This is a genomic window from Pseudarthrobacter sp. MDT3-1, from assembly GCF_054510755.1.
The window spans coordinates 38,186-54,638 of sequence record NZ_JBTNDX010000012.1; the positions used below are offsets into that span (position 1 = coordinate 38,186).

The 16,453-nt window shown below is 63.9% G+C and carries 25 protein-coding genes; 10 read left to right on the plus strand and 15 right to left on the minus strand.

The genetic code is table 11. The features are described 5' to 3' along the window. Positions 1-110 precede the first annotated feature (110 nt). Entirely contained in the window at positions 111-611 is a 501-nt protein-coding gene (locus ACX80X_RS11185) for an HAD domain-containing protein (RefSeq protein ID WP_459312050.1), read from the plus strand. A 38-nt stretch (positions 612-649) separates the two neighbouring features. Here the strand turns inward: ACX80X_RS11185 and ACX80X_RS11190 are convergent, their stop codons facing one another. Beyond that, positions 650-1,258, minus strand: a complete 609-nt coding sequence (locus ACX80X_RS11190; RefSeq protein WP_459312052.1) for a M15 family metallopeptidase — start codon at positions 1,256-1,258, stop codon at positions 650-652. Positions 1,259-1,668: 410 nt separating this feature from the next. On the opposite strand from ACX80X_RS11190, the gene ACX80X_RS11195 reads away from it, so the two are divergent. Next, positions 1,669-2,037 (plus strand): hypothetical protein, encoded by a 369-nt coding sequence (locus ACX80X_RS11195; RefSeq protein ID WP_459312054.1) that lies wholly within the window; start codon positions 1,669-1,671, stop codon positions 2,035-2,037. A gap of 108 nt (positions 2,038-2,145) precedes the next feature. Beyond that, positions 2,146-2,304 carry a DUF4113 domain-containing protein gene (locus ACX80X_RS11200; protein WP_459312159.1) on the plus strand — a complete coding sequence of 53 codons (159 nt, stop codon included), beginning with the start codon at positions 2,146-2,148 and terminating at the stop codon, positions 2,302-2,304. Between the two features lies 1 nt (position 2,305). On the opposite strand, the gene ACX80X_RS11205 is transcribed toward ACX80X_RS11200, so the two are convergent. The 9 genes from ACX80X_RS11205 to ACX80X_RS11245 form a co-directional block, all read right to left on the minus strand. Beyond that, positions 2,306-2,662 (minus strand): hypothetical protein, encoded by a 357-nt coding sequence (locus ACX80X_RS11205; protein ID WP_459312056.1) that lies wholly within the window; start codon positions 2,660-2,662, stop codon positions 2,306-2,308. 252 nt (positions 2,663-2,914) lie between these two features. Beyond that, complete coding sequence (locus tag ACX80X_RS11210; protein ID WP_459312058.1) at positions 2,915-3,040, minus strand: hypothetical protein; 126 nt, start codon at positions 3,038-3,040, stop codon at positions 2,915-2,917. Positions 3,041-4,145: 1,105 nt separating this feature from the next. Beyond that, a complete protein-coding gene (locus ACX80X_RS11215) occupies positions 4,146-4,460 on the minus strand; it encodes a hypothetical protein (RefSeq protein ID WP_459312060.1) in 315 nt (104 codons plus the stop codon). 5 nt (positions 4,461-4,465) lie between these two features. Continuing rightward, positions 4,466-4,612, minus strand: a complete 147-nt coding sequence (locus ACX80X_RS11220; RefSeq protein WP_459312062.1) for a hypothetical protein — start codon at positions 4,610-4,612, stop codon at positions 4,466-4,468. 253 nt (positions 4,613-4,865) lie between these two features. Next, on the minus strand, positions 4,866-5,186 hold the full coding sequence (locus ACX80X_RS11225) for a hypothetical protein (protein WP_459312064.1): 321 nt from the start codon (positions 5,184-5,186) through the stop codon (positions 4,866-4,868). Positions 5,187-5,238: 52 nt separating this feature from the next. Beyond that, positions 5,239-6,537: a Y-family DNA polymerase gene (locus ACX80X_RS11230; RefSeq protein WP_459312066.1), complete on the minus strand. Its 1,299-nt coding sequence runs from the start codon at positions 6,535-6,537 to the stop codon at positions 5,239-5,241. After that, entirely contained in the window at positions 6,530-6,961 is a 432-nt protein-coding gene (locus ACX80X_RS11235) for a LexA family protein (RefSeq protein WP_459312068.1), read from the minus strand. The genes ACX80X_RS11230 and ACX80X_RS11235 overlap by 8 nt, the downstream gene beginning before the upstream one ends. 548 nt (positions 6,962-7,509) lie before the next feature. Beyond that, positions 7,510-8,280, minus strand: a complete 771-nt coding sequence (locus ACX80X_RS11240) for a metallophosphoesterase (protein WP_459312070.1) — start codon at positions 8,278-8,280, stop codon at positions 7,510-7,512. Between the two features lie 261 nt (positions 8,281-8,541). Next, on the minus strand, positions 8,542-9,210 hold the full coding sequence (locus ACX80X_RS11245) for a helicase associated domain-containing protein (RefSeq protein ID WP_459312072.1): 669 nt from the start codon (positions 9,208-9,210) through the stop codon (positions 8,542-8,544). Between the two features lie 208 nt (positions 9,211-9,418). On the opposite strand from ACX80X_RS11245, the gene ACX80X_RS11250 reads away from it, so the two are divergent. From ACX80X_RS11250 to ACX80X_RS11265, 4 genes are all read left to right on the plus strand, one after another. Then, positions 9,419-9,616 carry a hypothetical protein gene (locus tag ACX80X_RS11250; RefSeq protein WP_459312074.1) on the plus strand — a complete coding sequence of 66 codons (198 nt, stop codon included), beginning with the start codon at positions 9,419-9,421 and terminating at the stop codon, positions 9,614-9,616. A gap of 107 nt (positions 9,617-9,723) precedes the next feature. Next, a complete protein-coding gene (locus ACX80X_RS11255) occupies positions 9,724-9,951 on the plus strand; it encodes a YegP family protein (protein WP_459312076.1) in 228 nt (75 codons plus the stop codon). Positions 9,952-10,155: 204 nt separating this feature from the next. Next, entirely contained in the window at positions 10,156-10,614 is a 459-nt protein-coding gene (locus ACX80X_RS11260) for a hypothetical protein (RefSeq protein ID WP_459312078.1), read from the plus strand. A 65-nt stretch (positions 10,615-10,679) separates the two neighbouring features. Continuing rightward, entirely contained in the window at positions 10,680-11,060 is a 381-nt protein-coding gene (locus ACX80X_RS11265) for a hypothetical protein (protein WP_459312080.1), read from the plus strand. A gap of 103 nt (positions 11,061-11,163) precedes the next feature. On the opposite strand, the gene ACX80X_RS11270 is transcribed toward ACX80X_RS11265, so the two are convergent. Beyond that, positions 11,164-12,198: an AAA family ATPase gene (locus tag ACX80X_RS11270; RefSeq protein WP_459312082.1), complete on the minus strand. Its 1,035-nt coding sequence runs from the start codon at positions 12,196-12,198 to the stop codon at positions 11,164-11,166. Positions 12,199-12,326: 128 nt separating this feature from the next. Between ACX80X_RS11270 and ACX80X_RS11275 the strand changes: the two genes are divergently transcribed. From ACX80X_RS11275 to ACX80X_RS11285, 3 genes are all read left to right on the plus strand, one after another. Next, positions 12,327-12,578: a helix-turn-helix domain-containing protein gene (locus tag ACX80X_RS11275; protein WP_459312084.1), complete on the plus strand. Its 252-nt coding sequence runs from the start codon at positions 12,327-12,329 to the stop codon at positions 12,576-12,578. Positions 12,579-13,037: 459 nt separating this feature from the next. Continuing rightward, on the plus strand, positions 13,038-13,322 hold the full coding sequence (locus tag ACX80X_RS11280; protein ID WP_459312086.1) for a hypothetical protein: 285 nt from the start codon (positions 13,038-13,040) through the stop codon (positions 13,320-13,322). Between the two features lie 240 nt (positions 13,323-13,562). Continuing rightward, on the plus strand, positions 13,563-13,826 hold the full coding sequence (locus ACX80X_RS11285; RefSeq protein WP_459312088.1) for a hypothetical protein: 264 nt from the start codon (positions 13,563-13,565) through the stop codon (positions 13,824-13,826). A 126-nt stretch (positions 13,827-13,952) separates the two neighbouring features. Here the strand turns inward: ACX80X_RS11285 and ACX80X_RS11290 are convergent, their stop codons facing one another. The 4 genes from ACX80X_RS11290 to ACX80X_RS11305 all read right to left on the minus strand — a co-directional run bounded on the left by ACX80X_RS11290 (position 13,953) and on the right by ACX80X_RS11305 (position 16,450). Then, positions 13,953-14,270 carry a hypothetical protein gene (locus ACX80X_RS11290; protein WP_459312090.1) on the minus strand — a complete coding sequence of 106 codons (318 nt, stop codon included), beginning with the start codon at positions 14,268-14,270 and terminating at the stop codon, positions 13,953-13,955. Further along, complete coding sequence (locus tag ACX80X_RS11295; protein WP_459312092.1) at positions 14,249-14,758, minus strand: BRCT domain-containing protein; 510 nt, start codon at positions 14,756-14,758, stop codon at positions 14,249-14,251. The genes ACX80X_RS11290 and ACX80X_RS11295 overlap by 22 nt, the downstream gene beginning before the upstream one ends. Before the next feature lie 102 nt (positions 14,759-14,860). After that, positions 14,861-15,976, minus strand: a complete 1,116-nt coding sequence (locus ACX80X_RS11300) for a hypothetical protein (protein ID WP_459312094.1) — start codon at positions 15,974-15,976, stop codon at positions 14,861-14,863. A 75-nt stretch (positions 15,977-16,051) separates the two neighbouring features. Further along, positions 16,052-16,450 carry a nuclear transport factor 2 family protein gene (locus ACX80X_RS11305; RefSeq protein WP_459312096.1) on the minus strand — a complete coding sequence of 133 codons (399 nt, stop codon included), beginning with the start codon at positions 16,448-16,450 and terminating at the stop codon, positions 16,052-16,054. Between the last annotated feature and the right edge of the window lie 3 nt (positions 16,451-16,453).

The following is a 16,453-nucleotide window of genomic DNA, read 5'->3' on the forward strand; positions in this document are numbered from 1 at the left end:
CGCCGAACGCTGCGCGTCCGGGTAGCCAGCCAGCGGAGCAGGCGGAACGGAGGTGGGCTTCAATGGCTGCGGCTATCGCCGGGTCAGCGGATCAGACTAGGGTCACTTCCATGAAGCCGATCATCCTGCTCGACATCGACGGAGTCCTCAACCCGGCGATGGAACCGGGCGACGGCGGCCGACCCAGGCTTGTGATCACGTCGGAGAAGATCGCCTTGGTCCGAAGGCTGGCCACGCTTGGCCGGATCGCGTGGGTGTCGACGTGGCCGGCGGACATCGTTGCCGGGCTGGAGTCGCAACTGAAGCTAGAGGTCGAACCTCTGCGGGTGGTCATCGTCCTGCGCCCCGACGACGAGAAGGAGCCGACTCCCAAGCTCCGAATGGTGAAGCGGTGGCTGCACCGGATGGACGCCTTGGGCGAAGCGGACTGGGACGCTGTCGTGTGGATCGATGACGTGCTCGGGCCGGACGCGCGTGAATGGGCCCACTCGTACAGTCAGCCGGTGCTACTGGAGAAGCCGGTGCCGGAAAAGGGGCTGGCGGAGGCGCACATCGTCGCAGTCGAGGTCTTCGCTGATGGTGGGGGAGGGGTCGGGGGTCCGACCCCCTGATCCTCGTGCAGTCACATCAGTCCAGGCCGAAGTACTCCTCAAGCGTGCTGACGCCGCGGGTGGCCATGTAGGTGCCAGGGCTCATAGGCGTAACCGGTGATGGCGCGGGCGCCCACCGGATACCGGATGATGAAGCCGAAGCGGTGGGCGTTGGCGGCGGCCCACTGTGCTGCCGGCCGGTCCGCGAAGCACGGCTGGAAGTTGCACGCTCCGTCGTCTCCGATGTCCAAGGCCCAGCCGGTCTGGTGTTCCGAGTGGCCGGGCTTTGCGCTGGCATCGTCGGCGCTCTCCTGGCCGAGGGTGGCGACGTGGCCGGAGTAGGTGTCCGCCTGCGTGATGTAGGAGCGGTATCCGCTGGCCAGGGTCATGGTCACGCCGTCATGGGCCGCTGCTATGAACATCGTTTCGACGGCGGAAGCGGTGGCGTTGTTCAGAAGGGCCACTTCACCCGGGACAGCCAGTTGAACGTTGGGCTGCACCAGGTCTGCAGGAGTGTGGCCGGCGGGCGCCAGGGGGCGCTGCTTGTTGACGACCACCCACGGGCTCGCCGGGTCATCTAGAGAGAACCGCGGGTCCGGTGCCGCGGCGGGAGCAGGAGCCGCCCCGGTCGTCGAGGACCGCTCGGTAGGGCCATCGACACTGGGCATGCAGACCACCATGAATGCGAGGACCATGCACCCTGCCAGGGACGGTAGCCAGGTGCGCAACTGGGGAGAGCTACCGCTCGAGGAAGGTAATGAAGTTGCTGATCACCGGGGGGAGTAGTCGGTGGCAGCTTCCTCTGCGGCCACAGCATCATCGGCAAAGGTGAAGGTCCGGGTGAACCGGGTTTCCTGCGCCATGACCTGGACTACCGCGCGCGGATGCTTGGCGGCCTTCCAGCGGCGGAGGGCATTCCGGTAGTGGCGGTAGTCGGTGTACTCGAACGGGTCGCCGTGCTGGAACCGGTTGTGAAGCCTGGCTCGCTGGGAGATTGCGGGGCAACGACCACGCCGCGCCGCTATGATGCCTTATGCGCAGCAGAGCTGGTGCGCACACTGCCTAGGGGGAGGGGTTAATGGTGGGAATGAATGCCAACGAACTGGCGCGGGAAGAATCCGCTCGTGCGGCGCTGGAGGCCGCTGAGGCGGCCCGGAATGACTGGAAGGTGCTCTGGGCACGGGCCACGTACCTGCGGGCCGTCTCCCCATCTGTTGCCACCGCCGGACGCCCGATGAACATTTTGGGCGCAGCCAAGGCCTTGGGGCAGGCGTACAGCACGGTCCGCCCGTATGTCCTTGCCGGGGAGGCCCTTGCCCGGGCTGGCAGGGTGAGGTTCAACTCGAAGCCTGAGCAAGCGGACGTGGAAATCGTGGAGGCCGCCATGGAGAAGGCAGCACGCGCGCCGCGCCGCGCATCACGGGCTGGCGTTGGCCAGCACTCATAACAGCGCACGATCGCGATTGCTGAGGTGACCGGCGACCGCGTTGAGAACGGGTGTGGCCGCTGTCGCACCCAGATCCATGACGGGATGCCCTACGCTCGGGCGGGCGTGATGCTGACTGATCTGAGGCCCGCCGGCGCCTCGCCGCAGCTGCCCACTTTCAGCACCGCCCACGAGGCCACCGCGCCGGACTGGTCAATGAAACGTGCGGCCCTGTCGCCCCGGTACACCACTGAATGGGACGAGATGCTCGTTGTGAAAGCGGCCTGAGCTATTTAAGGTAGCCGTGGTAGGCGAGTTGCTTTTCCGCCTCGGCAGCACGCGCGGGACAGAAGTAGGCCACCGTGAGGCGGACAACGGCCGGTCCCCGCCCGCCGGATTCTCCGCCGGGAATTCCGAACTGCCTGACCTGGTCGGAGAAGGAACTGATCCCGCTCATCGGAGAGTCGCACATGTACTTGGCCATGAACTTGCCGTAATTCGCGACGTCATCGGGAACAACACCCGCCGCAGCGAGATCGGCACCGTAGCTCCCGCTGGTCTTCACCGGGGCAGGAGTCGGGGTCGCCTTCGGCGTGGCCGTCTTGGCCGGGGAAGCAGTAGGGGTGACGGTGGTCGTCGCAGTCACGGTCACAGTAGGTGCGGCGGACGGGACACTTGCGCATCCGGTAAGTAGAACAGTGAACAGGACGGCGATAGCGGCGCGTTTGTTCATGGTTCCCCCAAGGATTGCGAACAGGATGACCACATGACTATAGGTCCGGTTGGCGCTACTGACTGGCGGCCGCCGATTGTGTCGCTGCGGCGGGCCCTCAGTGCCGGGCCATGGTCACGAGATGCGCTCGAGCACAGGGTTGTCAGCGGGGATGTGGACCGCGCTTCATGAGCCGAGCTCAAACCCGTCGCCGTGCACGTCGGCGATCTTTTTGATCAGCGCCTTCTCGTGCTTTGACGGCTCAAAGCCCTCGGGGAGCTTGATCTTGACGCGTTCCGTGTCGGAAGCCACGATGATCTTTCGGTAGGCGGCAGTACTCGTGGATCATGTGTAGGCGGGCGGGATCGGCCGGAAACACTTGCGTGCGCAGAACATGTCGTACGGACCAGTTCCTAAGCCGGGGGCCACCGCCAATTTGGATCAGGCTGCCAGTCAAGGGGAAGGACGTTTGGCGGCTTCTCCTTGTGAGGTTCCCCGGGATAAGTTTCGTCCCAATCAAAAATGGGCTCGCAGTTAGCTTTTTGGTTGTCTTCGTGGCTCGATAAGCGGAACCGCTTCGTCAGGTCCGGCGCTAACAGCTGGTCAATGGGTGTTTCGCTTAAGGAACGGGACCCCATTAATCCGGGCGGACAGGTCAGCGGTAACAGGAATGCTACGCGCTGTGTCCGTCATCCTGGGATGCCTGTAGAGCGGCTATCTCCGGAATTGACAGGTATGTATAGTCATCGGTCGTGCGCAGCTCCAGAAGTCGTTCGCGCATGGCTGGACCGGCGGCGAGCCAGGGGGCATCCCGCTCGCGAAGGAGGTATTGCAACTCGATCCACCGGATCTTGACGAACCGGGTCCTGGGCCGCTGCTTAGCGGCTTGACGCATCCTCGTCAGCCAGTAGGGCTCGGGTGATTCAATTCCAGAGTCGACCATGCTACCAGCGTAAATTCGTAGGGCTGAGATGGAACCATTCCACGGAAACTCTTGGGGAAAAAATGCGGCTCTCCTGTGCCGGTCAGGGATCCGGGCGCAGCTCTCAGATCCGCGGTGTCATCCTCTTCGGATGTTGGGGGATCCCGGCGGGCGGACGCGGGTCCTGCCGTCCCGCCAACCGGGAAGGAGGGTATTCAGCTGTGCTTCTGTGTCCTGGTCCGGCTCGTCTCGGCGGTATTTCATGCGTTGGATGTGCAGCCACATGCCCAGGAGGCGTTCTTCTTCGGTGTCCGTTCGCTTGTGGCGTGGCCAGTCGTTCCCGGTAACCTTGGGCGGTGAGCTCTTGGAGGCGTTGGTTCCAGCGGGCTTCGTCTTTGTCGGTACGGGCCCGCTGGTCCCGGTCGGGGATTTCCTACAGGGCGTCGCTGTACGTGGGGGAGAGCGTGCCCAGGTCGTGGTCCTGGCGTCGTCTGACTAGCCATATGGCCAGAGGGCCCGCTCCCGGGCGGACGGGGAACTGCTGGAGGGGAGCCGGTTTTCGGCCCGGTACAGGGCGATGGTGTCGTTGAGGTTTTGCAGCCCTTCCGCGGTGATGCGGGTGGGCGGGGGTGGGCGGGTGGCGTTGCGGTGGTCGTCCCGGATGGAGGGCTCCGCGGCTGCGGCGATGGCCAGGTGGTAGCGGACGGTGCTTTGGGCGGCGCCTGTTGTGGCGGCGATTTTTGTGGTGGTGAGGCCTTGCCGGTACATCTGGACCCACTCGGCGTGGGGCGCTGTCTTATGTTCCGGCATGCCGCTCAGGTGCCCTTGCGGATGGCGATCAGTTTGGCGCCTTCGGGGACCGCAGCCTTCAGCGCCGCTTTGGCGTTGTCGTAGCTGTCGCCCTGAACGCTGATGTGGTCGGTGCTGCCGTCGGCCAACTGGATTGTTCCGGTGAGATCCACCGGATCAGCCTAGTTGGCTCGCCGTGTTCCCGGCGGTTGTGCTGTGAAGTCCTCCAAGGCGCGCGGTGCAGCTGCCCCGCCTGAGGGAGGGAATCCACCGGCCGTTTCCCGCCAAGGTCCCGGGCGGGGGTAATCATCCAGACGGTGAAGTAGTTGTGCGCGATCCTCAGCTCCAGGGAGGGTGGGGCGAATTCGGCCTTGATGGATTCCCAGACCTGGTCGGACACGGGTCTGCCGATGATGAGGGAGGGCATCAGCTGCCGTCGTCGATGGACTCGAGCAGCCACTGCGTGGCGAGGGGCTGGCGGCGCAGGGTGAAGGTCCGCAACGTGGAGGCAGAGCTGGCCCGGGCCTGGACGCGCCAGTATTCGACGCTGACGAGGTCGCCGCTGCCTTTGGCGGCGGTGCGGCGGGTGTCCCACCAGGAGTCCCGTCCGTACCAGTGCTGGGAATCCGTTTCGGGGTCGACCAGCCAGATCCGTCCGTCGTGAGGGATGGCCAAGGGGTTAGCTGCCGGGTCGAGCCGGACCTGGACATGGTTGGTCTGTGTGGGGGCTTCGTGGGTGATGGTCATGAGAGTCGTTCTTTCGTGGTGCTGACGTGCCAGTACGGTCGTGCGGGTGGGGTTAGGCGGCTTTGACGAGGGGGAGTTCGTCCCAGTGGGTGGTGTAGCGGGGGGAGAGCATGTCCCGTTTCATGCTCCAGTCCGGGCCGCCGCGGATGCCGGCGTGGCCCAGGCCAATGGACCCGCGGCCGTAGCGGCGGGTGACGTCTTCGAGGAGTGTTCCGACATGGCGTTCCTCGTGCGGGTTCTCGAAGAGGGACAGGGGCGCCTGGTTGCCGGTGGGGCGGAGGTCGGTGACCATGATCCCCGCCCTGGCGTACCGGATGCCCTCGTTGATGTGGGGGAGGAGGGCGTGGGCGGCCTTGGTGAGGATGACCGGGTCCGCGGTGGGCATCGGCAGCGGGATGCAGATGGAGGGGTAGGAGGTGTCTTTCGGGTTGAAGTGTGAGGTGCCGGCGAACGCGGTGAGGACTTTGGCCTGCAGCCCGTGTTTGGCCAGCCGGGCCGAGGCTTGCTGCCCGTATACACTCATGACCTGGCGGATGCCGGCGGCGGTGGTGATGGGGGTGGCGAAGGAGCGGGAGAAGATCAGCTGGTCCCGCCCGATGCGTTCTTCCTCCATCGGGATGCAGGGGGTTCCCTGCAGTTCCAGGACGGTGCGCATCATGACGACGGAGAACCGGTCCCGGATCATGACCGGATCCGCCCGGGACAGGTCCAGGATCGAAAAGATGCCCATCACGTTCAGGCGTTTGGTCAGCCGGGTCGCGACGCCCCAGATCTCCACCACTGACAGGCGGCCCATCAGGGATTCCCGGTCGGCGGCGGGGACGGAGTCCCAGTGGCAGACCCCGCCAAAGGCCGGGTTGTTCTTCGCCCACTTGTTGGCCAGCTTCGCCAGGGTCTTGGTGCCGGCGATCCCGACGCAGACGGGCACGCCGACGTTCCGCCGGACCGCCGTCTTCATCGCCCGGCCCAGGGCCAGGAGTTCGTCGGGCGTGCCTTTGACGCCGAGGAAGGCCTCGTCGATGCTGTAGACCTCAAGCCAGGCAGAGTACCGGCCCAGCAGCTCCATCACCCGGGCACTGATGTCCCCGTAGAGCTCGTAGTTACTGGACAGCGCGACCAGGCCCCATTCCCTGGCCCGGGGTGCGAGTTTGAACCAGGGCTCGCCCATGGCGATGCCCAGGGCTTTGGCCTCGGGGGAGCGGGTCACTGCGCAGCCATCGTTATTGGACAGCACAATGACCGGCCGGCCTTCCAGGGACGGGTCGAAGGCGCGCTCTGCGCTGGCGTAGAAGCAGTTCACATCCACGTGCGCGATCTGCGGCATCCGCCGCATCACAGCCGGCCTAGACATGATGAAGGCACCGCGTTGCGACACCCCAGACGGTGAGTTCGCTGAGGCTGGGCACCTTGATGTCCGGGTAGGCCGGGTTTTCGGCCTGCAGCACTACACTGGTCGCCGTAATCCGCAGCCGCTTGATCGTGAGTTCCCCGTCCAGGACCGCGACGACCACGCACCCGTCCCGCGGCTCGAGCGCCCGGTTCACGATCAGTTCATCGCCGTCGCTGATCCCGGCGCCTTCCATCGAGTCCCCGGACACGCGTACGACGTAGGTGCTGGTGATGTCCTTGATCAGGTGCACGTTCAGATCGATCCGGCCATCAAAATAGTCCTGAGCCGGCGACGGAAACCCCGCCGCAACGGGCACCGGAGAGATCAACACCGACAACAACGACACGCCCGCATCTATCACGCGGGGACCGACAACAACGCCCACAACACACCTTTATTCGAATATATGTTCGACTCATTTCAGTGTACTCGTGAGGGCAGACATTCGTTCTCCACCATGTTGCATCTGATGGACGAAAAGCCTGCGGAGCCGGAACGCTGGCCCGCGGCCACAGCCCGACCCTCGACTCTTGGAGGCGGATTTGGGTGCGGTCAACTTTTCGTTGACGGCCCCAACCGCCGGGGCGAAACTGAGTGGACGGCTACGGACAATGAAGCCCAGGCAGTGGCGAACGTCATCGATCGGTTGGCGCAGTGGTTCCCGAAGAATCAGGAAGCCGCTTTCACGCAGAAGGGACGGATCAGGGGGCCACGTTGCGGGCGGCCAATTCGTAGACAGCCCATCCCGCCTCGCCGACTACTCGTTTGGCCGTTTCAATGACCTCCCTGCTAGCAGCTGGTCCGGAACAAGTAGCGATCGTCAGTAAGGACGGTGTTCCTGGCCCAACGCTTAGGGAGTAAGCCAGCTCGTGCACCCACTCGGCCGCGTCCATACTTCCCACTCTAGGTTAGAAAAAGCGAGGAAGCGGATCCCTAAGTGTTCCTGATTTCAAACGGGTCAATCCGCAGAGGAGCTTGGCCAGGCCACACGAGGACACCGTTCCCGTGACGGGAGTTTTCCATATTTAGCACGTCTACTCTCGTGACCGTTCCATTCGAATGGCTCAGCTCGTGTATGCGGCGCTGATGCCAGTGGCCGCAGAAGACATGGGGAACGGCCAATGAATCAACGACCTCTCCCAGGAGGTCCCGGGTTTTGTTCGCTTTCTCGGTCAGTTCTGTGCTGAGTTGGAAGTCCCCCGTCAGCGGGACGCCTGCAGGCGCGTCGTGGGTAATCAGGATGTCTAGGGGACCGGCTGCGATGAGCGCGGCGGCTTCCTCGCGAGTGGGTTCTTCATCAGGCCACCAGTCCTTTCCCACCGTCCTGTGCTCGTAGTCGACGCTGAACGCGCCGCCCAACCCGCCGACGGCAAGGCCCTCAATCATGGTTCGACCGCCTCGCGGCAGGACCCGGATATTGGAGCGGATCGTTGCCAAGCCGTCGTCCTCGACGGGGAGCCTCTGCAAAGTGTCCCAGTTGTCGTGGTTACCCCCGGAGACGACAAGAGTGATGCCTAGATCCATCAGGTATTTGTTCAGCTTGGTCTCGTAGCGTCCGCGCTTGGCGCCTGGCCAATCAAGCCCAAAGTCTCCAACGTGAATGGCGGTGCGAACATCTGCCCGAGCTGCTGACCTGATGGAAGTAAGCGCCCAGCCAGAGGCGCCATGCCAGTCACCGAATATTGCGAGGGGAGAGGATGACATCCGCCCAGCATACGGAGTCCAGTGCCAAGTTGTCCTAGGTCTCAGGCAGGTGAGCTAGGCGATGTGCTGCCCTAAGCACTCCCAGCGGATCTGGATGGTGTGCCACCGATCAAGCGGGCATTGCATATTCGTAGCGGTAACGCCACGAATATGAGGGATAGACAGAACACACCACGGCGAGCCACTCTTGGGTTGGCCAACACTGCAACAAACCCCTGTGCTACCCAGGGCCGCAAGTTTCATGGTGGTACGTACGCTCTATCAGTCCTTGGAAACGCCGGTCCTCCGGCCTCCGCTTCTGGCCCTGCCTTCACGCCAGCCGGGAAGCCGGGCGTTAAGCGTGGCCTCGCGTTCCTCGGTCAGGATTTCCTGGCGGTATTTGATCCGCTGCCCGTGCAGCCAGACTCCCAGGACCCGTTCCTCTTCGGTCGAGGCTTTTTTGTGGAGTGGCCAGTCGTTGCCGGCCCGCCGGTACGCCACCAGTTCGGTCAGGCGCTGCTCCCATCGGGCTGCATTTTCCTCGGTCCGGGTCGGCTGGGTGTCCCAGCCGGGGATGACGGCCAGGCCTTCGCGGTAAGCGGGGGAGAGGGTGCCGGCTGCTGCCGCATTCCGCCGGGAAAGGAGCCAGCCGCCGAGTGCCCGTTCACGCGCGGTCTTCTCACCGGTGGTCGGGAGCCGGCCTTCGCGCTCGTGGAAGGCGACGGCGTCGGCCATGTTCTGCAGCCCCCGCGGTGTCCCCTGGCTGACGGCACCCAGCGCGGCCTTATGCTCCGCCCGGAGGCCCGGGTCAGTCCGGGAGGCGACGCCAAGGTGGTAGCGGACAGTACTCGAGGGCGCACCGGTCACGGCAGCGATCTTCTCCGACGGGAGGCCCTTCCGGTACATGAGCACCCATTCGTCGTTCGGTGCCTTGCGCTTGGAGCCGGTCATCGGTTTACCTGTTCCTGGCGCAAGTTCCCCCCTTGGCGATTCCACGATAGAGGGCGCCCTGCCCGCTCCTGCACACTAACGGCGGACTGCCCCAGCAATGCTCACTTTGCGAGAGTTTCTGCCTGTCTTCACGGCAGCTTTACGGGAGCTGCCGCACACATTGGCTCGGAAGCGGTTACGCTTCGTCCAGATTCCCGAAAGGACCGCCATGCCTGCCAGCAAGAAAACCCGCCACGGCTTTGCCCAGCCCGTCGAGCTTGTCAGCCGCCGGGTCCAGTTCGCTGCCTCCGGGGCGGCCGGCACGCATGCAGACCAGAAGGCCCGCGTCCACCGGACAGGACAAACCAACCGGATCGGCTCCCGTTCCGCACGGGTCCGGGCCGCCGTCCGCCACGAATACCGCTAGACCACACCGGGCGTCCCCGTCCGTTCGAGTCCAGGACGTCCGCCGTGAACCGGCTGCAGCGCGCCCGCTGACACAGTGGGCGCTGTGCTCCTAGGATGGCCTCGTTGGTGTCTGTCTGGGCCGTCGAGGGTGACGGCGAACTTAGAGGAGGATCCGTGGCAGGGAAATTCGAGATCTACAAGGACAGTTCGGGGGGATTCCGGTTCCGACTCAAGGCCGGCAACGGTGAAGTCATTGCCACCGGGGAGTCCTACAAAACCAAGGCAGCCGCCCAGAAGGGCATCGAATCCGTGAAGAACAACGCGCAGTCAGCCGTGGTGGACCTCACCGAATAATAGGCCCGCCATCACCTGAGCCGCGATGCTCCAAAGAAGACCCTGCACCATTACCGTGCAGGGTCTTCTGTTTTCAGCAGGGCTGGCCTAGCATCTGATTTTTGGCCATTCCGATGTCACCTAAGTCTGCTCGGGACCTACGCATGGATTCAGGTAGAAGGCCTGTATCTGCGGGCCGAAGCGAACATCTCCAGGAGCAAGAACGTGAAGCGGATCCTCACTGCGGCGACCATTATCGGGCTTGGGCTCAGCCTGGCCGCATGCGCCCCACCAACTGCCCCCATCGGCACCGACTCTTTGCCGACTGACACAGCCGGGACAGACGGGCCACGGGAGTTTGCGCCCACCGACGCGGCTCTTGCCACCGATTCCGGCACCGCCATCGCGACAGCCTGTGAGCAGTTCAATGCCATCTACGCCGACTACAAAGCCATCGACGGTGACGTCAACGCGTATGAGGACATCTACTTCGCCTCCCAATCCGCAAAGGACGGCTTGTCGGGGAAGAACATCCGGGCACTGTTCGCCTCCCTGAGCGTCCTCGCCCTGGAACACACCCCAACGGACAAGGAACCCAGACAGGAATACAAGGACATGGTCCGCGACGCCGTCTTCGCCAATGCCGGCGCCTGCACCACCGAGGGAATCACACTTAGGCTCTAGTTCAGCGGCACCTTCCATCGAAACTGCCGGCTACGGGCCGCTCTAAGCCCACAGAGGTGAAGGCCATGTCTGAAGCAAGCCGTCGGTGGGCTGGAACCATCGCGTGGGTACTGCTCGTCCTCGCCTCGATGGTCCTGATCGGCTACGGGATCGGGCGCGCTGACTGGCATATCTGGCTGCCGAATCCGGCCGATCAGGAAGAGACCTGGATCGGTAGTCGCTATATTTTCGCCGGCTGCGGGCTATCCCTCGCGGCCGCCGCGTGGTCACACCTTCGTGGCAACCCAGTCTGGGTGACCGTCTGCGTTGGACTGCCAGGGCTTCTCGTCGGCTGGGCGGCACTGGAGGACCCCTACAACTTGCTGCGCCACCTGGCCGCCGTCGTCGCGTTCCCGCTGTCCCTCGCCGGGGTCGCCGAAGTGATCCGGGTGCGTGGTCGCCGGTAAAGAGGCTAGAAATCCGTCCTCCGGTTGCACCACAGTGGGATAGTTGTGCTTTTCCCGCTCGGGGGCGGGACGGGCATTCGCCTGACAGCCGCCGCAGATCCGGTCAGACCAGCCAGCGCCACCAGCGTGACCGCTCCGGTTCCGGCGTCGGTTCCGGCTCCGGCTCCTCGCCCAAGGCCAGCGCGGCCTCGACGATGTCGTCCGCGGTGAGTGTCATGACGGCTTCACGATCGAGCGCGTCGAGACTTTGTTCCTCGTCGAGCGACAGCCGCAGCGCCTGGCGGTTGATCGACTGCTCGAACAGCGTGCGGGCGAACCGTGCGTTGCCGGAGTCCTCGCCCGCGTGGAGCCCGGTGAGGATGCGGCGCAGCATCTGTTCGGCACTCGGCTCCAGCGTGTACTCGTGCTGGGCCAGCATCTGGTGGAAGATCGTCTGGAGTGCGTCGACGGAGTAGTCGGGGAACGTGATCTCGCGGGCGAACCGGGAGCGCAGTCCGGGGTTCGAGAGCAAGAAGGACTCCATCAGCCGCGGGTACCCGGCCACGATCACGACCAGGCGGTGGCGGTGGTCCTCCATCCGCTTGAGCAGGATTTCGATCGACTCGGGGCCGAAGTCCATGCGGCCGTCCTCCGGGGCCAGCGCGTAGGCCTCGTCGATGAACAGGACGCCGTCCAGAGCACGCCGGATCACCCGGTCCGTCTTGATGGCGGTCGAGCCGACGTACTGCCCCACCAGGCCCGAACGGTCGACCTCGACCAGGTGGCCTTTCTGCAGCAGTCCGACCGCGCGGTACATCTCGGCCAGGAGCCGCGCCACGGTGGTCTTGCCTGTGCCCGGGTTTCCGAGGAACACCAGATGCTGTGATGTGGCCACTTCCGGCAGGCCGTGCGTCTTACGGCGGGCCTGGACCTGGAGCAGTGCGACGAGGGCCCGCACCTGTTCCTTCACGGTCTCCAGCCCGACCAGCGCGTCGAGCTCGGCCTGCACCTCGGAAAGCGGCCGGGCCGGCCCGGGCCTCGAACCGATGAGATCGCCGACCAGGTCGTCGACGCGCTCTGAACCGTGCAGCCTGAGCTGATCGGTCAGATGGCCGATGGTTTCGCGCAGGTCGTCGAGCGGATTGCGGCTGGCAGCCATGCATCCACTGTAATACTCAAGACCCGACCGGGACGGGGTTGGCCTCACCAGTATCAACTCCCTTTTGGTCATTGAGTTTCTAAATCTGAGGCCACGGGGCGCCCAACCCAAACACATAGGATGATCCGGTGACCGACGAACCCAAGAAGCTGCGTTTCCTGACCATTGCGCAGGCGGCCGGAGAGCTCAATGTGAACCATAACCAGATCCGGGCCCTGCTCAGGACAGGGGAGCTTCGCGGAATCCAGGTCGGCGGCCGGGGCCTGTGGCGCATCGGGGCCAACGACATCGAAGACTTCATCGCTGAGGCTTACCGGCAAACGGCAGAACGCATCGCCACCGGCGAGCTCAAGGATGAGGGAGAATCTGAGCCCGAGTAGCTCCTGCAAACGCTCTGCAGCATATGGCATGATCAGTCCAGCAAGACCGCTATGAAGATGGCGACTGTAGGCGGGTGTGAACCGTTCGGTCAACCGAACGAAGGACCCCGCGATGGCCTGTTAGAAAAACCCGTACCCCACCCAGCACCTGGCCCTGCGTGCCCTGGAAGCGATTTGCTCCAGTGGGAAAGCCCGGCAAGCAGCCGGTCCGCGCCTACCCCTGCCAGCACTGCCACAGCTGGCACCTGACCTCCAAGAAGCTCACCGGAAAGACACCCCGCTGGGAGCGGAAGCTTTCGTTGACGGGTCGTTGACCAGGTGGCCCTGCCGCGGCCACAGCTCCAGTAAATACCGCCGACTATTCGTTGACCGCTACCTGGGATTGAACTCTCCGTCCCATCTCGAAGACACGCCCGCTGGCTCCACAAGACTGTCAGTGCCCGGGAGCACCATGGAGCTATGACGGCTCCAACTGTTGAGGCGGCGATCCATGAACTGATGGATCTCGCCTGGAATGTTGTCTACGACCTGCTCACGGAGCGGGGCCTGCTCGGTGACGGGCTGTTCGTCGAGGAGTACACCGGGATCCATTCCTGGGTGGAAGACCTCACCCGGTACACCGTGGTGCACTCCCGGACGGTGGCTGTCCTGTTCGTCGACACCCGGCCCGTAGACGCCATCGTCTTCCACCAAAACCTCTTGGGCGCCGACGACCCGAAGAGCTTCTTCACTGTGAGCGGCTAGAGCAGTCCGGCTGGCGCTTTCCGGCTCGCTGATGACGGCAGACGCAGTTGAAGATGGATGGTATTGACTCAGCCCGTTGACACCCTGCCCGGGCGGGAGTAACACAGCCATTGGGCGGACCAATCCCGGGCCGCCATGGATAAGTCCGCACCCGCCGACGTACATCAGCGTCACCAACGTTCCAACACCCTGACCGCTGGTCCGAAGGAGTATCGCGGCACGCTTTCAAGGAGAACCATCATGGCAGTCGCAACCATCCTTCACCGTGTCGCCGACTACGACGCCTGGCGCAAAGTTTACGATTCCGTCGCCGACATGCAGAAAGAGGGTGGGGTGACCCAGGAGTCGGTGCACCGGATGGCCGATGATCCGAATAATGTCCTCGTCATCCATCATTTCGACAATGTGGACACCGCCAGAGCGTTTATCGCCCGAGACGATCTAAAGGAAGCCCTCCATCGCGGAGGCGTTCAGGGCGCACCGCGCATCGAGCTCTTCGAGTAACCGCCGTTTCCAAAAGAATGCACACCTTGGCGCGACCACAGGCTGACCAAGCGCCATACGGCCGCCCTCGTCGCCGTGCGTTCGCAGGCGGCTCCCCAAGATTCCGAGGCACTGTCCGACTCAAGCTCACGTGATTCCGGGGAAGAAGGGACCCCACGTCAGGGCCACATCGTTTTCAGCGCAGAGTGGTTTCCAACGGGCTGCCTCCTGGGGTTTCCGCTCGAGGACGAGAAAGAGCTTCGGACGGAAGCCGCGGCCCTTCATCCGGTGGCCGTAGTCCAGCACCTGTCCCAGGCCATGCCTGATTTGGAAGGCTTCGTTCTCCCCGGTATTGCTTTTCACCTCGGCGATACCGACGGCGCCGTCATCGAAGTGCCACGCCAGGTCGTAGTTGCAGTGCTTGGCGAACGGGGACAGCGGTGTCAGCCCGTGCAGGCCCAGCAACTCTGCCAGGGCATCCTGTGTGTGGGAATGAGCCTTGAGTCCGCGCTCCATAATGTCCGGATCGCGGTAGTGCTCGCCGTCACCCTGGAGGGGCGGGCAAAGCTTCCCGCCCGGTACGGGGCGCCAGCCAGTCCGCCTTCCGTGGCGTTCGCCCTCGCCGGGGCATCTGGCACGTTCGGCTTCAGGGTCGGGGCGGGGTAATGGGACCTGAGGTCGAAGAAGCCCTCTGTGTCGATGATCTGGATATGGTGGCCGGCCCTTTGCATCTCGGCGACCGGCTTTTCCTTGCTCCCGTACCGGCCATACTTCCAGTGCGGGCTCCAGCCCCTAACCAGTAAGTCAGTGCTGGACTTATTGATCCAGTCCTTCACCCGGCTGGCCCCCAATCCCTCAGCGATCTTGGTCAGTTCCACCTCGTTGAAGCCTTCAAACTTCCCAGTGAAGACGATTTCCTTGCCCCGCAGGTCGTAAACCCATTCGCTTGCCATGCAGTGATCAAACGGCAGGGACCAGGTGACGTGCAAGTGACTCCGCCACGCGGGGCTGATATTACGTGCCCGACTCAACCAATGGCCATGAACGGTGCCTTGCTAGCGCGGGCCTGCTCCTTGCCAATAGGGCGGGCGCTGCTGAAGCATCCGATTCAGCCGCCGCACGAGCATGACCCAGGGACGGTTGATCTTGATCAGCTCATTCATGGGGACTTTTGGATTGAAGCGCGTAACTCCGAACGCTGTCCGCGCCCATATCGGATCAGCACCCAAGGCAACGGCGTAGTACACGGCCAGGCGCGCGTCCTTCTCCGTTTCCGGCGGGTGCACAAGGCGCTCCAGTCGCGTCAGGTCTGAGGTCTTGCAGGGAGCGACGCGGGAAATGATCTCAGCAACACGCTTCTTCGGCACCCGGTGGCAGAAATCCCGCAGGTCCCAGAAGAGGCCGCCGAAACGTGTTCCCGGAGGCCTTTGCTCGCCCATAGCCTCCTTCCGCTGCGCCGCCTTTTCGGCATGCTGCGGGTAGGCCGCGGCGAACTCCGCCCGGTTCTGCTCCAGCCGGGACAAAATTGCCGCGGCGCGCTGCACCTCCAATGGCGTCCAGTACAGATTGCGCTCCTGCATCTCCCACAGAGAATCTTCAGATGCCGCAGGATGACCGTAATGCTCGTAAGCTTCGCGGAGCTGGCCATGGGTGTCCGTGGTGCCGAACTGTTCGCAAAGCCAGACGAAGCAGGCCTGGAAGTAAGAGTCGTGGCCGTGCCCGGAAGCGTCGGAAGGCAGAAAAGCCTCCGGGTCCCTGCTCTTGGGCGTAACGATGTCACCGAAGTAGCGGGGCTGGATGCAGTGCGCGAGCTCGTGCAGGAGGACGATCTCGTTCATCATGCTGGAGTGCATCCAGATGGTCGCGCTTCCGAGCGGGTCCGTGGTGCTTGGCGCCGCGGCGGAGAAGGTCACCGTGTGGCCGTCGTCGCGCGTCTTGATGATGAGTTCTATGTCGGTCATCGAAGGGAACTTCTTGTGCCAGACCTCGCTGGTGAGTATTCGGTCCAGGAAGGACCGCACCTCCCTCTCATCAGCAAATGCGGCGCCAGGTTCGAGGGATTCTTCAGCGGCGTAGACTGCCCACTGCCGGACGTCTTGCGGGACGCGGTCGTAGTAATAGGCGCCCATCGTCTTACCGAGCATGACTGGCAGGTAGTTGGCGCGTTTCACGCCCCAACAATACCGTCGCCGCTGGCACCTCATGCTGCAACCACGCTCCGCAACGGGCCCAGCCCCTCTCCTGGGTCAACCGGTCACTGTGTCGCCGTGCCGGTGGGCAACCTTCCATTCGCCGTCTTCGCGTCTGTACATCTGGGTGGCCCGCAGCACGTAGCTGCGGGGCTCGCCGTCCACCGAGGTTGAGGTGTGTTCCAGTCCGGCGGTGTAGGCCATGTCGCCCACGACGTCGTAAGCCAGCAACTCGAATTCGTACGACGTGCAGTTGGAGAACTGCTTGGCAAGCCCGGTGAATAGCTCGTCCAGTTCCTGCTGGCTGAAGGCGTTGCGCCAGGCGCCCAGGACGCTCACGGGTTCATTGCGGGACCAGAGCGCCCGGCGAGGTGCCGAGTCGCCGTTGTGTAAGGCCAGTTCCGCGCCGTATAGCGCGGACTTCACCCAAACCAGGAAATCATCGCGGTCGCTCATGAA

Bases quoted from the DNA above. Each gene is read 5' to 3' on its own strand.
- ACX80X_RS11265 (WP_459312080.1), top strand. From the start codon at position 10,680: ATGTCTGAAGCAAGCCGTCGGTGGGCTGGAACCATCGCGTGGGTACTG.
- ACX80X_RS11185 (WP_459312050.1), top strand. From the start codon at position 111: ATGAAGCCGATCATCCTGCTCGACATCGACGGAGTCCTCAACCCGGCG.
- ACX80X_RS11270 (WP_459312082.1), bottom strand. From the start codon at position 12,198: ATGGCTGCCAGCCGCAATCCGCTCGACGACCTGCGCGAAACCATCGGC.
- ACX80X_RS11240 (WP_459312070.1), bottom strand. From the start codon at position 8,280: ATGTCATCCTCTCCCCTCGCAATATTCGGTGACTGGCATGGCGCCTCT.
- ACX80X_RS11305 (WP_459312096.1), bottom strand. From the start codon at position 16,450: ATGAGCGACCGCGATGATTTCCTGGTTTGGGTGAAGTCCGCGCTATAC.
- ACX80X_RS11225 (WP_459312064.1), bottom strand. From the start codon at position 5,186: ATGACCATCACCCACGAAGCCCCCACACAGACCAACCATGTCCAGGTC.
- ACX80X_RS11295 (WP_459312092.1), bottom strand. From the start codon at position 14,758: ATGGCAAGCGAATGGGTTTACGACCTGCGGGGCAAGGAAATCGTCTTC.
- ACX80X_RS11250 (WP_459312074.1), top strand. From the start codon at position 9,419: ATGCCTGCCAGCAAGAAAACCCGCCACGGCTTTGCCCAGCCCGTCGAG.
- ACX80X_RS11230 (WP_459312066.1), bottom strand. From the start codon at position 6,537: ATGTCTAGGCCGGCTGTGATGCGGCGGATGCCGCAGATCGCGCACGTG.
- ACX80X_RS11200 (WP_459312159.1), top strand. From the start codon at position 2,146: ATGCTGACTGATCTGAGGCCCGCCGGCGCCTCGCCGCAGCTGCCCACT.
- ACX80X_RS11245 (WP_459312072.1), bottom strand. From the start codon at position 9,210: ATGACCGGCTCCAAGCGCAAGGCACCGAACGACGAATGGGTGCTCATG.
- ACX80X_RS11215 (WP_459312060.1), bottom strand. From the start codon at position 4,460: ATGCCGGAACATAAGACAGCGCCCCACGCCGAGTGGGTCCAGATGTAC.
- ACX80X_RS11195 (WP_459312054.1), top strand. From the start codon at position 1,669: ATGGTGGGAATGAATGCCAACGAACTGGCGCGGGAAGAATCCGCTCGT.
- ACX80X_RS11280 (WP_459312086.1), top strand. From the start codon at position 13,038: ATGACGGCTCCAACTGTTGAGGCGGCGATCCATGAACTGATGGATCTC.
- ACX80X_RS11285 (WP_459312088.1), top strand. From the start codon at position 13,563: ATGGCAGTCGCAACCATCCTTCACCGTGTCGCCGACTACGACGCCTGG.
- ACX80X_RS11190 (WP_459312052.1), bottom strand. From the start codon at position 1,258: ATGCCCAGTGTCGATGGCCCTACCGAGCGGTCCTCGACGACCGGGGCG.